This is a genomic window from Acidisoma sp. L85 (genome assembly GCF_009765865.1).
Lineage (GTDB): Bacteria > Pseudomonadota > Alphaproteobacteria > Acetobacterales > Acetobacteraceae > Acidisoma.
The window spans coordinates 121,164-135,951 of sequence record NZ_LMUQ01000049.1; the positions used below are offsets into that span (position 1 = coordinate 121,164).

The 14,788-nt window shown below is 61.7% G+C and carries 14 protein-coding genes and 2 tRNA genes; 13 read left to right on the plus strand and 3 right to left on the minus strand.

Annotation, left to right across the window (positions count from 1 at the left end; translation table 11 throughout):
* Positions 1-9 precede the first annotated feature (9 nt).
* The 13 genes from GSQ83_RS14745 to GSQ83_RS14805 all read left to right on the plus strand — a co-directional run bounded on the left by GSQ83_RS14745 (position 10) and on the right by GSQ83_RS14805 (position 11,200).
* Positions 10-1,662, plus strand: a complete 1,653-nt coding sequence (locus GSQ83_RS14745; protein WP_158803620.1) for a ribonuclease J — start codon at positions 10-12, stop codon at positions 1,660-1,662.
* Positions 1,663-1,690: 28 nt separating this feature from the next.
* On the plus strand, positions 1,691-1,957 hold the full coding sequence (locus GSQ83_RS14750) for a DUF1467 family protein (RefSeq protein ID WP_158803621.1): 267 nt from the start codon (positions 1,691-1,693) through the stop codon (positions 1,955-1,957).
* Positions 1,958-2,020: 63 nt separating this feature from the next.
* Positions 2,021-2,095 (plus strand) — tRNA-Val (locus GSQ83_RS14755).
* A gap of 51 nt (positions 2,096-2,146) precedes the next feature.
* The gene (locus tag GSQ83_RS14760; RefSeq protein WP_254065697.1) at positions 2,147-3,145 is read left to right on the plus strand and encodes an MBL fold metallo-hydrolase; all 999 of its coding nucleotides are present in this window, start codon (positions 2,147-2,149) and stop codon (positions 3,143-3,145) included.
* A gap of 176 nt (positions 3,146-3,321) precedes the next feature.
* Positions 3,322-4,032: a response regulator transcription factor gene (locus tag GSQ83_RS14765; RefSeq protein ID WP_158803622.1), complete on the plus strand. Its 711-nt coding sequence runs from the start codon at positions 3,322-3,324 to the stop codon at positions 4,030-4,032.
* A gap of 80 nt (positions 4,033-4,112) precedes the next feature.
* Positions 4,113-4,202, plus strand: a tRNA-Ser gene (locus GSQ83_RS14770).
* Between the two features lie 741 nt (positions 4,203-4,943).
* Positions 4,944-5,267 carry a hypothetical protein gene (locus tag GSQ83_RS14775; RefSeq protein ID WP_158803623.1) on the plus strand — a complete coding sequence of 108 codons (324 nt, stop codon included), beginning with the start codon at positions 4,944-4,946 and terminating at the stop codon, positions 5,265-5,267.
* A gap of 527 nt (positions 5,268-5,794) precedes the next feature.
* Positions 5,795-6,559, plus strand: a complete 765-nt coding sequence (locus tag GSQ83_RS14780; protein ID WP_158803624.1) for a short-chain dehydrogenase/reductase — start codon at positions 5,795-5,797, stop codon at positions 6,557-6,559.
* A gap of 90 nt (positions 6,560-6,649) precedes the next feature.
* Positions 6,650-7,402 carry an ABC transporter ATP-binding protein gene (locus tag GSQ83_RS14785; protein WP_158803625.1) on the plus strand — a complete coding sequence of 251 codons (753 nt, stop codon included), beginning with the start codon at positions 6,650-6,652 and terminating at the stop codon, positions 7,400-7,402.
* Entirely contained in the window at positions 7,395-8,087 is a 693-nt protein-coding gene (locus GSQ83_RS14790; protein WP_158803626.1) for an ABC transporter ATP-binding protein, read from the plus strand. The genes GSQ83_RS14785 and GSQ83_RS14790 overlap by 8 nt, the downstream gene beginning before the upstream one ends.
* A 42-nt stretch (positions 8,088-8,129) precedes the next feature.
* Entirely contained in the window at positions 8,130-9,362 is a 1,233-nt protein-coding gene (locus GSQ83_RS14795) for an ABC transporter substrate-binding protein (RefSeq protein ID WP_158803627.1), read from the plus strand.
* A 14-nt stretch (positions 9,363-9,376) separates the two neighbouring features.
* Positions 9,377-10,264 carry a branched-chain amino acid ABC transporter permease gene (locus GSQ83_RS14800; protein WP_158803628.1) on the plus strand — a complete coding sequence of 296 codons (888 nt, stop codon included), beginning with the start codon at positions 9,377-9,379 and terminating at the stop codon, positions 10,262-10,264.
* Positions 10,265-11,200, plus strand: a complete 936-nt coding sequence (locus tag GSQ83_RS14805; RefSeq protein ID WP_158803629.1) for a branched-chain amino acid ABC transporter permease — start codon at positions 10,265-10,267, stop codon at positions 11,198-11,200.
* Between the two features lie 12 nt (positions 11,201-11,212).
* Here GSQ83_RS14805 and GSQ83_RS14810 read toward each other — a convergent pair whose 3' ends face one another.
* The 3 genes from GSQ83_RS14810 to GSQ83_RS14820 are packed head-to-tail and all read right to left on the minus strand — an operon-like array spanning position 11,213 to position 14,785.
* Entirely contained in the window at positions 11,213-12,220 is a 1,008-nt protein-coding gene (locus GSQ83_RS14810) for an ABC transporter permease (RefSeq protein WP_158803630.1), read from the minus strand.
* 23 nt (positions 12,221-12,243) lie between these two features.
* Positions 12,244-13,257, minus strand: a complete 1,014-nt coding sequence (locus GSQ83_RS14815; RefSeq protein WP_254065698.1) for an ABC transporter permease — start codon at positions 13,255-13,257, stop codon at positions 12,244-12,246.
* 10 nt (positions 13,258-13,267) lie between these two features.
* Positions 13,268-14,785 carry a sugar ABC transporter ATP-binding protein gene (locus GSQ83_RS14820; RefSeq protein WP_158803632.1) on the minus strand — a complete coding sequence of 506 codons (1,518 nt, stop codon included), beginning with the start codon at positions 14,783-14,785 and terminating at the stop codon, positions 13,268-13,270.
* Between the last annotated feature and the right edge of the window lie 3 nt (positions 14,786-14,788).

Here is a 14,788-nt window from a genome sequence, read left to right on the forward strand (position 1 = left end):
TGACCGACTATGGATATTGATGAGAACGACCTCGCCTTCCTTCCTTTGGGAGGGACGGGCGAGATCGGCATGAATTTGAACCTGTACCGTTGTAATGGGCAGTGGCTGGCGATTGATTGCGGCCTCGGCTTTGGCGGCCCCGAGCATCCGGAGGCCGAGATCATGGTTCCGGATCCGAGCTTCATCGCCGAGCGCCGGCAGAAACTCGTTGGCCTGATCATCACTCACGCCCATGAGGATCACATCGGCGCCGTCGCCTGGCTATGGCGCCAGCTGCGCTGCCCGGTCTATGCGACGCCCTTCACCGCCGCCGTACTGCGCCGGAAGCTCGGGGAGGCAGGGCTGCTGTCGGAGGTGCCGCTCAAGGTGGTGCAGCCGGGGCAGACGCTTGATCTCGGCACGTTCCACGTCGAGTTCATCCCGATGACGCACTCCGTTCCGGAGGCGCAGGCTTTGGCGATCACCACACCCTATGGTCTGGTCCTGCATAGCGGCGACTGGAAGCTCGATCCCGATCCGCTGGTCGGGCCGCTCTCCGACGAGCCGGCGCTGAAGGCGCTGGGCGATCGTGGCGTGCTGGCGATGATCGGTGATTCCACCAATGCCTTGGTGGAGGGGCATTCCGGCTCGGAGTCCGAGGTCCGGCGTGCGCTGCCGGCGCTGATTCGCGGGCTGAGCGGGCGTATCGCGGTAACATGCTTCGCGAGCAATGTCGCACGGGTGGAGACAATTGCGCTTGCCGCTCAGGCGGTAGGCCGTCGCGTAGCGGTGGCGGGTCGCAGCCTTCGCAATTTGGAGCAGGCCGCGCGCGAATGCGGCTATCTCTCGACGGTGCCGCCCTTCCTGAGCGAGGACGCGGCAGCCGACATTCCCGACGACAACCTACTGCTCATTGTCTCGGGCAGCCAGGGCGAGGCGCGTAGCGCCATGTCCCGCATCGCGGCCGACAGCCACCCGCGCATTGCGCTGGGCGAAGGCGACACGGTGATCTTCTCAAGCCGGGTCATCCCGGGCAACGAGCGCGCTATCAGCACCGTGCAGGACAATCTGGCTCGCCGCGGCGTGCATCTGATGACCGACGACGACCACATGGTCCACGTCTCCGGCCACCCGGCGCGCGACGAACTCCGTCGTATCTATGAGTTGGTGCGGCCGACCCACGCCGTGCCGGTCCATGGCGAGTGGCGCCATCTTGCCGCCCACGCCGCATTGGCGCGGGAAGAGGGGTCGCGACCCTATATGCTGGAAGATGGCGACATCCTGCGGCTGGCTCCGGGGCAGCCGCGCGTCGTCGATAGCGCTCCGGTCGGACGGCTTGTGGTCGATGGCAATCGGCTGGTGCCGGTTTCCGGCGGCCTCATGGCGGCACGGCGGCGCATGTTGTTCAATGGCGTCGTCATCGGCAGCCTGATGGTCGATTCCAATGGGCGGGTCCGGGGTGAAGCGCAGATCAGCGCACCTGGGCTACTCGACTCGGAAGACCCCGAGACCGCGCGCATGGCGGCGGAGTTCGCGGCCGCGGTGGATGATCTGCCAGGTGCGATGAGGCAAGATGATGTGACGCTCGCCGAGTCTGCGCGGGCTTCGCTCCGCCGCACGGTGGGCCGCAGGCTGCAGAAGCGGCCCTTGGTGGATGTGCATCTGATGCGAATCGCGGTCTAAACCGTACCAAGCCTGAAAGGTCGCGAAAATGGCGTGGTTCACCGGCGTGGTGCTCTACGTTCTCATTTGGTGGTCCCTGCTTTTCGCTGTGCTGCCCTTCAGCAGTCCGGCGACGAGCGAGGCCGATCCGGTTTCCGGCTGGCGGGGAACGCCGACCCGCCCCTTCATCAAGCGCACGATCCTGCGCACGACGGTCATCACGACGATTGTGTGGCTTTGCGTATGGGCCCTGATCCATAGCGGCTGGATCAGTTTCCACCATGGTTGGTTCGCCATGACGGAGGACCAAGGGTGACACGGCGGCAGGCTCTTGCGGCGGCCGTGTGCAGCGGCTAGGAAGTCGCCGCATCGGGTTCGTGGGCGCATAGCTCAGCGGGAGAGCACCACCTTGACACGGTGGGGGTCACAGGTTCAATCCCTGTTGCGCCCACCACGAACCGACCGGCAGCCATCCGAAGCCTTTAGCGCTTTCGCGAAGCGAGGCATGCCCTGTCCCCCGGACCCTCCCATTAGCCCCCCTCAGTCTGACCATTTCGACGGCCGGCGCTTCCGCAATCCCGGGACCTCGTCACGGTCGGGTGGGTTGCTGGCGGTGCTGAAATGGCAGATGCGGCGCGACCGTGTACGATGGCCGGACAGCATCGTCGATCCTCGCTACAATCCACCTCCGGAGCCCAACTCGCCTAGGGATATCGTTGCGACCTACATCGGCCATTCGACGTTCCTGCTCCGCCTCGGCGGCCTCACGATCCTGACCGACCCGATCTTCAGCCTTCGCTGCTCGCCTGTTTCCTGGGCAGGCCCCAAGCGTGTTCGGCCTCCCGGACTGGCGCTCGCCGATCTTCCGCCCATCGACCTGATCCTGCTGTCTCACAATCACTATGATCATATGGACCTACCGAGCCTTCGCGCCCTTCGCAGCCGAGGGGACACGGTCGTCGTCACGACACTGGGCAATGGGCCACGCCTGAGGCGGCTGGGCTTCACGCGCGTGGAGGCCTTGGATTGGTGGGGCAGTACCCAGATCGGTGACGCAAGGGTAACAGCGACGCCGGCGCGTCATTTCGCCGCCCGCACGCTTTGGGATCGCAATCGAACACTGTGGTCCGGCTTCATGATAGAGGCCGCAGAGCGACGATTGCTCTTCGCGGGCGACTCAGGTGCAGGCGGACATTGGGCCGAGATCGGGAAAAGATTGGGGCCACCCGATTTGGCCCTCTTGCCGATCGGAGCTTATGAGCCCCGTTGGATGATGGCCCCCGTGCATATGAACCCGCACGAGGCCGTGCAGGCTCATCAGGCACTTGGGGCACAGCGTTCGATTGGGATGCATTTTGGGACGTTTCGGCTCACGGACGAAGCGGTCGATGCCCCCGTTCAGACGCTCTCCGTTGCACTGAAGGCGGCTGCAATAGAGCCGTCCCAATTCTCAACCCTGGGCTTCGGTCAAAGCATGGTTGCAATAAAAGATGACGCCGACTGAGACAAAGCTAATTTCCTAAAGGTATCGTTCCGCAAGAATTTGCTTGCGGAGACGATTCATTGATAAATCGGACGAAAATTTCTAACAGTATATTTTTTAATACATTTCAATTTATTTTCGTCGTTGACCGGCACACGCGGAAGTAGCACTCTCTTCACAACCTAGGAGTGCACCCCATGCGCATCGTCTTGGTCGAAGATGAACCAAATTCAGTCGCGGCCGTCATGCTGGCTCTCAAATCCACGGGGGCGGTCGTCGAACACGTCGAAACAGGGGAAGAAGCCCTGCTTCTCGCGAAACGATACGATTATGACCTAATGATCCTGGATCTTATGCTTCCAGACATGGAAGGTTATGAGGTCATCCGGCGGCTACGCTGGGCGCGCCTTGATCTCCCAATCCTTGTCTTGTCAGGCCTTACCCGGCCGCAAGCGAAGGTGAAGGGGTTCTCGCTGGGTGCCGATGATTTCCTGGCGAAGCCGTTCGATCAGACTGAGTTGCATGCCCGCGTGCAAGCGCTCGTACGCCGCTCCAAGGGCCTCAGCCATTCCAAGATTCAGATCGGTCCCGTCGTCCTCGATATGGACGGTCACGGTGTCACCGTGAACGACCAGGACGTGCATCTCACCGAGAAGGAATATGCGATTCTCGAGCTGATGTTCCTTCGCAGCGGAACGATTATCGCGAAGGAATCGTTTCTTAACCATCTCTACGGCGGCAACGATGAGCCAGATATCAAGATCATCGACGTTTTCGTTTGCAAGCTGAGGAAAAAACTTCAGGCCGCGGGAGCCTCCAGCGTCATCTCCACCGTCTGGGGAAGAGGCTACATCGTCAAGGAGAATTCCGAAAGAATGCCCGAACGCGGCGAGGTTGTCGCGGCCTAACCGCTCACATTAGCGGCTGCTTTTCAACGACGGAAATGCGTTCTATTTTATCTTCGCGGCCGCCGGACCGGCCGTCGCGGGGATGGGTGGCCGAGTGGTTTAAGGCAGCGGTCTTGAAAACCGCCGTGCGTGCAAGCGTACCGTGGGTTCGAATCCCACCCCATCCGCCAGAGTCTATGTGTCCGACCTTGAGACTTAGGTAACGGATCGTTCCTGAGACATGGCTGACAACCTCGAGTGGAGGCGATTGTCTCATAGAGCAGCAAGCACTCGAAGCTTGGTCGGTGACATTGAGCGGGCAGCAGCATTGGCCGTCACCGAGCCTGAACTCGCCCTTGAAGTCGGCACGCAGAGATCGTCGCAAAAGGGTTTGGTCATCGATCCCCAGTTGTTCCGCGTCGTCCCGGTCGCTCCAAAATCTCATAGGGTCGGGTACGGAAAATGCGTCCATCGGAGTTCGATTTTCTACACGACATCGAAACGAAAACTGCTACCGCCGCGCTCCCGCGGAGAGCCCCCACACGAACTTCGAGTTCGCTTACGAGCACCGCTGGGCAACGCGCGGAGATGCCTGCCGCGATGCGCAAGCCCCACGCCGAAGACCTGTCACAATCGACTATAGATGCGTTCATGCGGGACTGTGGAAAGCCAATGCACAAGTCTCCAGCCACGTTCCTCGCCGGCGAGTGCCGCACCATTGCAAACGTGCATCGGTGGAAATTCCAGGAAACCCCGGAAATTCCAGTCGCGGCGTTTGCGGATCGTAGTTTGGCTCTGCTAACGAAGAGCGGGATCATCTTGTAGGAAGGCACCACGTTGAGATTTGCCAAAACGTAACGTCCTCGACATTGTCGCGATGTGCGCCGACGATTACGCTACCTACACACAAGCATAAGCGGGATTTGTGGCCGGTGTTTGAACAGTCGTCGTTTCACGTTCTTCGATATCGGCAGGCGGAACCTCATCCGGACGGAACCAGAAACCGCAACTCTTATTTTGTCGAAGTCGAGATTGGCGGCGTTGTGTACGAGGTAGGGATTGTGCGGGCCAACGGCCGTGCGCAAGTGCCCGAAAAGCTAAAGGGCCATCCGTTAGCCCAAGACATCAAGGGAGCCGCATTGGAGTTTGTGCTGCAAGATCTTCAAGCCAAGCTGACGGCGACTTGGCCTCGCCGCATGGGGGAGCGATTGGCGCGCGGGGTGCCCCGCGTCAACGAACCCCGCTTGGGTGAATGACATTCACGTGTCTTGCCGCCTCTACGCGCCGCATGCCTTCTAGCGGGCTATACCCAAGCTCAATTGCATTTTTTTGGACGCGGACGGAAGCCGCGCTGCGTCAAGGGCGAGGCTGCGATACCTGCAGTCTTAGGTTGCAATGACGTTTCGGCACTCGCCGCAGACTTCGGGTCGCGGCAGCGGATGCAGCGACGTATAACATCATGCGGCAATGTAAGGCCGCCGCCGTGGAGCATGCCGGTGTCGCACCGGGCCTCAATGTCCCGAGAAAATCCTGCGTCCTCGCGCTACCCTATGCAACCATGGCGGGAATGCTGCGCTGCGTCAAGAAATTCAGTCGCTCGCGGACTACTGGCGGCCGGCAGGCGATATATCACCGATCGGCCCGGCCCGTCTCGGGGGTCGCGTGTTGCCGCCGACCGGATTGTCACTGCAGAGTTCGGTTGAGGTGTGTAGGGCTTTCAGGCGGGGTGCGGTTAACCTGCCCGAGCTTAGACCGCCCGCCTGGGGTCATTCTGGAGTGGAAGATGGATTTGCAGCTTGCCGGCAAACGCGTCGTTATTACTGGAGGCTCGAAGGGCATCGGCCGAGCGGCTGCGGAGACGCTTGCCGCGGAAGGATGCGAGTTGCTACTCGTCGCGCGTGATCCGGCTGCTCTGAACGAGACTGCAGCCGGGATCCGGGAGCGCTTTCAGGTGGCTGTCTCCACATTTGCGATTGATCTTTCCAGCGATGCGGCGGCACGCGCTGTCGCTGAGACGGCTGGGGACTTCGATATATTGGTGAACAATGCGGGCGCGATACCGCCGGGGACGCTCACTGCCGTGGATGACGCCACTTGGCGCAAGGCCTGGGACCTGAAGGTGTTCGGCTTCATCTCCCTCAGCCGGGCGGTGTATCCCATGTTGGCGAAGCGAGGCGGCGGGGTGATCGTCAATGTGATTGGCTCGGCCGGGGAACGATTCGATCCTGCCTATATCACGGGCTCGGCCGGCAATGCCGCGCTGATGGGTTTTACGCGGGCCTTGGCCGGCGGCAGCCATAAGGATGGTATTCGGGCGGTTGGCATCAATCCTGGGCCAGTTCTAACCAAGCGGCTGGAGATGCTGCAGCGTGCGCGGGCCGAGCGCGAATTCGGGGATGCGGAGCGCTGGCCGGAACTGCTGAAGGGCATGCCCTTCGGTCGCCCAGCTTCCCCCGAGGAAATCGGCGCCGCCGTGGCATTCCTGGCGAGCCCGAGATCGGCCTATACCTCGGGCACGATTCTCACGATTGACGGCGGCGGCCGATAGGGCGGGACTAGATCGTCTCCGTGGATTGCGCCTCTCGGGGGTCTATGCGACTTATTTTGGTAAGGCACCGACAACGCGGGAAGAGACAATTTGGCCGAAGCGATCCTGGAGACGGCCGGTCTGAGCAAGGTCTTTGGCGGCTTCTCGGCGGTCAGTGATGTCAAGTTACGGATTGAAACGAATAGTATTCACGCGCTGATCGGACCCAACGGCGCCGGCAAAACCACTTGCTTCAATCTGCTCACGAAATTTCTTCAGCCCAGCGCGGGCACGATCCATTTTCAAGGCGAGGATATCACGAGGTTGAAACCCGCCGACATCGCTCGTCGCGGTCTGGTTCGCAGTTTTCAAATCTCCGCGGTGTTTGGCCACCTAACAGCCGCTGAGAATATTCGCATCGCGCTTCAGCGGAAACGAGGGCGGAGCTTTGACTTCTGGCGGTCGGATGCCGTGCTTCGCCGGTACAATGATCGCGCGCATGAACTGCTTTTCGATGTCGGGCTAGCGGATGCCGCGGCAACCCCGGCGGCGGAACTCTCGTACGGTCGCAAGCGCGCGCTGGAGATAGCGACGACGCTCGCATTGGATCCGGTTCTAATGCTGCTGGATGAGCCAACGGCGGGCATGACGGAGGCGGACGTTCTCCGCATCGTGGCGCTGATCGGCCGCATCAGGGCCGGTCGCAGTATCCTTATGGTGGAACACAATCTCTCGGTCGTCTCCGGTCTCTCGGACCGAATCACCGTGCTGACGCGTGGGAGAATTTTGGCGGAAGGGGACTACCAGACAGTTGCCAATAACCGTGACGTGATCACGGCATATCTGGGAACCGACTATGCTTGAGGTCCAAGGCCTCAACGCCTGGTACGACGAGAGCCACGTTCTCCACGGGCTGGATTTCGAGGTGCGTGAAGGCGAGGTGGTCACTCTGCTTGGCCGAAATGGCGCGGGCAAGAGTACAACGCTGAAGTCGATCATGGGTCTGGTGCCGCGCCGGGAAGGCAGTATCAAGTTTCGCGGCGAGGAACTCGTTAATGCGCGGCCCGATATCGTCGGCCGGCGCGGCATCGGATTTTGCCCTGAGAATCGCGGCATTTTCGCGGGTCTGAGCGTCACGGAGAATCTGCTGCTTCCCCCCATTGTCGCCCCAGGCGGGATGACGATTGACGAGATCCATACCCTCTTCCCAAACCTGAAGGAGCGTGCCCGTAGTCCGGGTACGAAACTTTCCGGCGGCGAGCAGCAGATGCTTGCGATCGCCCGCATTCTTCGCACGGGCGCGAAGCTTCTTTTGCTTGATGAACCAACGGAAGGTCTCGCCCCCGTCATTGTACAACAGATCGGTTTAATGATCGCTGAGATCAAACGCCGTGGCTTCACTGTGCTTCTGGTCGAGCAGAATTTTCGCTTTGCATCCAAACTCGCTGATCGCCATTACGTCATCGAGCTCGGCCAGGTCGTCGATATGATACCGAACCACGAACTCGGAGCCCGCATGGGCGAGCTGCAAAAGAGGCTCGGCGTCTGACGAGCCGCTGACGTCGCGTTGAATAGCAAGGGAGAAGTCAAAATGGACGTAACAAGACGCACGATCCTCGGCAGTGCCGCGGCGGCTACGGCCGCCAGCTTGCCGATTCTAAAGGCCCGCGCTGCCGGAAAGTTCCTGACGATCGGCGTTTGCAGCGATTTCTCCGGCACCTATAGCGATGTTGGCGGCGAGACATCCGTCGCCTGCGTGCGGCAGGCATTGGAGGACTATGGCGCCACCGCCAAAGGCTATAACGTCAAGGTCATCAAGGGTGATCACCAGAACAAGCCCGATGTCGGCGCTGGGCTGGCGCGTCAGTGGTTCGATAGCGGCGTCGATCTGCTCATCGATGTTCCCAATTCCGCCGTCGGACTGGCGATCGCGGGCGTCGCGGCAGCCAAGAACAAAGCCTATATCAACTCGAACGCGGCCACTTCTGCCCTGACCGGGCCTAAATGCAACGCGAATACGATTCACTGGACCTATGACACCTATATGCTCTCGCATTCCACCGGCGGGGCAATGGTGGCGGCTGGCGGCAAGAGCTGGTACTTCATAACCGCCAACTATGCCTTCGGGCAGCTGCTGCGCGACCAGACCTCGGCGGTGATCAAAGCGGCTGGCGGCACGGTTGTCGGTGGTGTCGCCTACCCATTTCCGCAGACGACGGATTTCTCGTCTTTCCTGGTGCAAGCGCAGTCCTCGGGGGCGCAGGTTCTTGGGCTTGCGAATGCCGGCAAGGATACGGTGAACTCGATCAAGCAGGCGCATCAGTTTGGCATCACGCAAAGCGGGATGAAGATCGCCGGTTTGCTGATCTACCTGAACGATGTGCATGGCATGGGCCTGGACATCGCGCAGGGTCTTGTCCTGACCGAGAGCTTCTACTGGAATATGAACGACAAGACGCGGGCCTTCACCAAGCGCGTCCTGCCGAAGACGCCGAACAACTATCCCTCCATGGCGCAGGCTGGCTGCTATAGTGGTACGCTGCATTTTATGAAGGCGGTCGATGCGATCGGCATTGACGCGGCCAATAAGAGCGGTATCGCGATTGTCGAGCAGATGAAAAAGATGCCCACGGATGACGATGCCTTCGGACATTGCTCGGTGCGCGAGGACGGGAGGTTCATGTGTCCATCCTATCTCTTCCGCGTGAAGAAGCCCGGCGAGAGCAATATCCCCTGGGATTACTACGATCTGCTGCACACAACGCCGGCGGACCAGACCTTCGCCCCACTGGCGACTGAAGGCTGTCCTCTTGTGAAAGCCTGAGGGCAGCGCCCGCCATGGTGATGATCTTCGGCAAGCCGCTGCCGTTGTTGTTCGGGCAGCTCCTGCTCGGCATCATCAACGGCTCATTCTACGCGATGCTTTCGATGGGGCTCGCGATCATCTTCGGCTTGCTGAACATCATCAACTTTGCCCATGGCGCGATGTTCATGGTGGGCGCTTTCGTTGCCTGGGGGCTGTTCACCTATCTGGGTATCGGCTTCTGGGCGGCGCTGGTCTGCGCCCCCATTATTGTGGGCGTTTTCGGCTTGCTTCTGGAGCGGGCTTTCATCAGGCGGATCTACAAGCTCGATATTCTCTACGGCCTTCTGCTGACCTTTGGCATGGCTCAGGTGCTGCAAGGTCTGGCCACAAACTACTTCGGCAGCTCTGGGGTTAGCTACAATGCGCCGAACGCCCTTTCGGGCGTGCTGAAGCTCGGCTTCATGTATCTGCCGGTCTATCGCGGCTTTGTGGTGGTTGCCGCAATCATCATCTGCTTCGTGACCTGGTTCGCGGTCGAGAAAACGCGGCTCGGGGCTTTGCTGCGCGCGGCCACCGAAAACCCGTCGCTCGTGCAATCCTTCGGTGTGAACGTGCCACGTCTCATCGCACTCACCTTCGGCGCCGGTGTCGCCCTCGCGGCCCTTGCGGGCGTGCTTGCGGCGCCGCTCTATTCGGTCAATCCGGATATGGGCGCTCAACTTATCGACACCGTTTTCGCGGTCGTCGTCATCGGCGGGATGGGCTCGATCGGTGGAGCGATCCTCACGGGATTCGGGCTTGGCATCATCGAGGGTTTTACCGACGTGTTTTATCCGCAAGGCTCGGCGGTCGTTGTGTTCGTGGTGATGGCGATCGTGCTGCTGGCCCGGCCCGCCGGCCTTTTTGGCAAGGTCGCCTGAATGTTTGGCCTGACGCGACACCAGTTGCTGGGTTTCGCCGTCCTCGTCGTCGTGGTGATCGCGGCGCCCTTTGTCCTGTATCCGATCGTGGTCATGCAGGTGATGTGCTACGCGATCTTCGCCATGGGAACGAATCTCCTGATGGGCTCGGTGGGGCTGCTGTCGCTGGGACAGGCGGCCTATTTCGGTCTGGGCGGCTACGTCGCCGGCTACCTTGTGGAATCCCTTGGTCTGACGCCGGAGGTTGGGATCATCGCGGGCGCTCTCGCGGGGGCCGCGCTTGGCACGGTTTTCGGCTGGCTCTCGATCCGTCGGCAGACAATCTATTTCGCGATGATCACGCTGGCCTTGGCGCAGATCATTTATTTCTTCGCCGTGCAGCTGACCGATTTCACCGGTGGCGAGAACGGCATTCAAGGCATCCCGCGCGGCAAGCTTTTCGATGTCTTCCCGCTGACCAGAGATCTCGCGATCTATGTCGTCGTCGCGGTCATTTTTCTCGCCGCGTTTCTATTCGTCTATCGTGTGGTGCATTCGCCCTTTGGCCAGGTCGTTAAAGCGATCCGGGACAATGAGCCGCGCGCCATTTCGCTCGGCTACAAAGCGACGAACTATAAGTGGGTCATCTTCATCCTCGCCGCGACCCTTGCCGGTATCGCGGGGGGAACGAAGGCCATGGTCATGGGCATACAAACACTTTCGGATGTGGGCACCAGCGTCTCGGGGCTAGTCGTGCTTATGGTTCTGCTGGGCGGGATCGGGACTATTTTCGGACCGATCATCGGCGCTTTGATCGTCGTCGCGATGCAGTATTATCTGGCGCCCTTCGGGGCTTGGGTCGTGGTGATCCAGGGCGCTATCTTCATGATCTGCGTGCTGGTTTTCCGCAGAGGTATCATCGGCGAGCTGGCCTATCGGTTGCGCGCCGAATTATGACGCGCTGCCGGACTACCGCTCCGCGTCTTCTCGCCCGTACAGCAACAACAGCACGAGAATGATCACGCCGTAGATGATGCTGCGCCCGTATTCGGGCATGTTCATCGCCATAAGCACGCTGACCAGCGTCACCAGGCTGATCGCGCCGGCGGCACTGCCGATATAATTTCCCCGCCCGCCCAGGATCGACGCCCCACCGATCACCACGGCGGCGATCGATTGGAAAAGATAGGGGTCGCCCATGCCGAGCGCCGCCTGTCCGCCATAACCGACCAGCACGATGCCGGCCAGGGCGGAGAAGAGGCCGCTCAACGCATAGAGTCCGATCGTGCAGGTCGTGACATCGACGCCCGCGAGGAAACTGGCGCGGGGGCTGTTGCCGATCGCGTAGGTCCGGCGGCCGAAGGTGGTCATGCTCAGGACGACCGAGACGAGCACGATCACCACCAACCACAGCAGCAGCGCGGTCGGGATGCCGAAGAGCGAGTCATGCACCGCCGCTTGAACCACCGGCGGCGCGTAGGAGCCACAAGCGGCGCAGGTCATCCCGCCGCTGAAGCCGAGCGTGAGGCCCTCCATGATGCCGTTCATGGCAAGGGTCATCACCACCGCCGGCACACCGAGCAGGACGATGCCGGCCCCATTCAGCATGCCGACCAAAGTCCCCATGCCGAGAGTCAGTAGCAAAGCGGGAATGGCGCGGGCGTTACTCCCCAACGAGGAGGTCACCATGAGGATGGAGGCGCCGTTCAGAACCCAAGGCACTGAAAGGTCGATACCGCCGATCAGGATGACGAAGGTTTGCCCTGCCGCCACGAGACCGACGAAAGAGGCGATCGTCAGCACGGCGCGAATACCAGAGGGGCTCGCGAAACCCGGCCGCACCGCCTGGCCGATCGCGAACAGCACAATGGACGCCAAGAGCGCGTAGAGGATGCGGCGCCGCGTGGGTGAGCCGAGGAGGCGCAGAAGCAGAGGCGCGTCTTGGCCTGTTGGCACGGGAGTTTCGGGTCCCGGCATTACGGGCTCCGCTGATGACGCCATTAGTAGCGCCTCCGCAATAGATGGCCGATGCCACCGACCAGCACGACGGCCGCGATCAGGAAAACGCCCTCGTAGAAGCTTTGATACAGGGGGTCGATATGCGCGAAGAACAGAATGTTCACGATCATGCTGCTGACGAAAGCGCCGAAGATCGCGCCGATACCGCTGCCGCGCCCGCCGAATAGGCTGACGCCGCCCAACACAGCCGCGACGATCGAGGTCAGCGTATAAGTATTGCCGGCGGTGGCGTCTCCGGCGGTCGCGGTCGCCGCGAGAAACAGCCCGGCCGCGCCGGAGCAGACGCCGCCCAGCACGTAAGCCAGGATACGGACCGACGCGACTGGCACGCCAATGGCGGCGGCGCCGGCGGCGTCATTGCCGATCGCGTAGACGCCGACCCCGAAACGCGTGCGGCGGAACATCCACCACATGACGGCCAAGGCGACGAGCCACAATACGGAGGTCGGCCAATTCGGATTGGCGAGCAGGTTGGTGTAGCCCTGCGGCACCGCACCTCCCGGTTGGGGCAGGACCCGAATCGCTATGCCCTGGAAGATCGAGAGTGTGGCGAGCGTCACGAGGATCGGCTGCAGCCGCCCGAGCGTCACGAGAAGGCCGTTGATCAACCCGCAGACTCCGCCGACAGCCAGCACCAGAAGGGAGCCCAGGATCATCGTGCCGATCGAGCCAGTTCCCGGCTGCCCGGCATGTCCCCAGGCGGAGCCGTCGAGCGTGATCGCGGCGAGCCCATTGGTGAGGTCAATCACGCCGCCGACGGACAAGTCGATGCCGCGTGTCAGCACAACCAGAGTTTGGGCAACGGCCGCCAATACCAGCGGCAAGGTGGAGTTCACGGTCGAGGTCAGCTCGAAACCGCCGGGCAGATGGCGCTGCGCGATCAGAAAGACCACACAGTAAAGAATGACCGCGATGCCGAGCATGGTCGCCGCGAGGAAAAGCCCGGCCTCCTGCGCTAGCCGGTGAACCCAGCGCGGCCTTCTATTGTCCGACACGGCGCGGGGCTCAGGTGGCAATTCGATCACGCACGGCGGCCGAGACGATAATTTCGGCATCGAGTTCCGCGCCGCTCAACTCGGCGGCGATCCGGCCTTCGCGCATCACCAGCACGCGGTGAGACAAATGCGCCAATTCCTCGGCGTCGGAGGAATAGAGCATGATCGCGCGGCCTTCCTTCGCAAGTCTCATAATAAGTTCGTATATTTCATGCTTGGTCGCGACATCGACCCCGCGCGTGACATCGTAGAGCAGGAAGATGTTCGGCTCCGCGAGCAGCCAGCGGCCGAGCAAAACCTTCTGCTGGTTGCCGCCACTCAGCGCGCCTACGGGGTTCGATAGTCCGGGCGTTCGCACCCGCAGCCGGTCGATCAAACCTTGCGCGAGTTGCCTTTCCCGCACATGCCGCAAGATCGAGAAGCGCGCCAGGCGGCGCAGCACGGCGAGGGTCGCATTGTCCCGCACGCTCATCGCGAGGAGCAGCCCTTCGGTCTTGCGGTCCTCAGGCACCAGCGCGATTCCGTGGCGCATCGCCTCCCGCGGATTTCGGATGCGAACCGCTTTGCCGCCGACCTCGACAGTGCCCGCTATCATCTTCTCAGCGCCGAAAAGACTAAAGAAGAGTTCGCGATGACCGTGCCCGGCTAAGCCCCCAAGCCCGAGGATTTCACCTTTGCGCAGCTCCAGCGAGACATCACGCACGCCACGCGCATTGTATGACTTGAGGGCCAGTGCGGGAACGGCCGGCGGCGGCGGCGGGCGCTGGGGATAGAGCGCCTCAAGCCGGCGGCCGGTCATGAGCGTGACCGCGTCATCCTCGGGCAATTCCTTGAAGGTCCCGACATTGCGCCCGCTGCGAAAGACTGTGATGCGGTCGGCGATGTCGCGGATTTCGTTCCAGCGGTGGGAGGTAAAGACCAGGGCCGTGCCACGGTCGCGCAGCCGCCTGATCTGGCCGAAGAGCCACACGACCTCGCGCTCGACGAGGGAGGATGTCGGTTCGTCGAGGAACAGGATGTCCGGTTCGTAGCTGATGGCGCGTACGATCTCGACAGTCTGGCGCTGAGAGAGAGGGATGTCCTCGACCAAGGCGAGCGGATCGATGTGCTCCGCCCCGAGAGCCGCCAGGGTGTCTTCCGCTCGCCGTTCCATGCCGCGGCGGTCGATCAGACCTAGGCGCGACCGTGGTTCGCGGCCGATCATGAGGTTCTCGGCGACGGACATCCAGGGCAGCAGCGTCAGTTCCTGGAAGACCGTCCAGACGCCGAGGCGATGGGCGGCGTCCGGACCTGCGAATTTTACCTCCCGGCCGCCGACACTAACGGTTCCGGTATCGGCGCGCGTTCGGCCGCCCAATATCTTGATGAGCGTGCTTTTGCCCGCGCCGTTTTCGCCGACCAGCGCATGCACCTCACCCGCGACCGCCGACATCGAAGCGTCATTCAGCGCATGGACGCCGCCATAGGAGCGGCTGAGCCCGCGACCCTCGATCGCGGGCTCAGCCTGAACGCCGTCTAACTCAGCCATCCC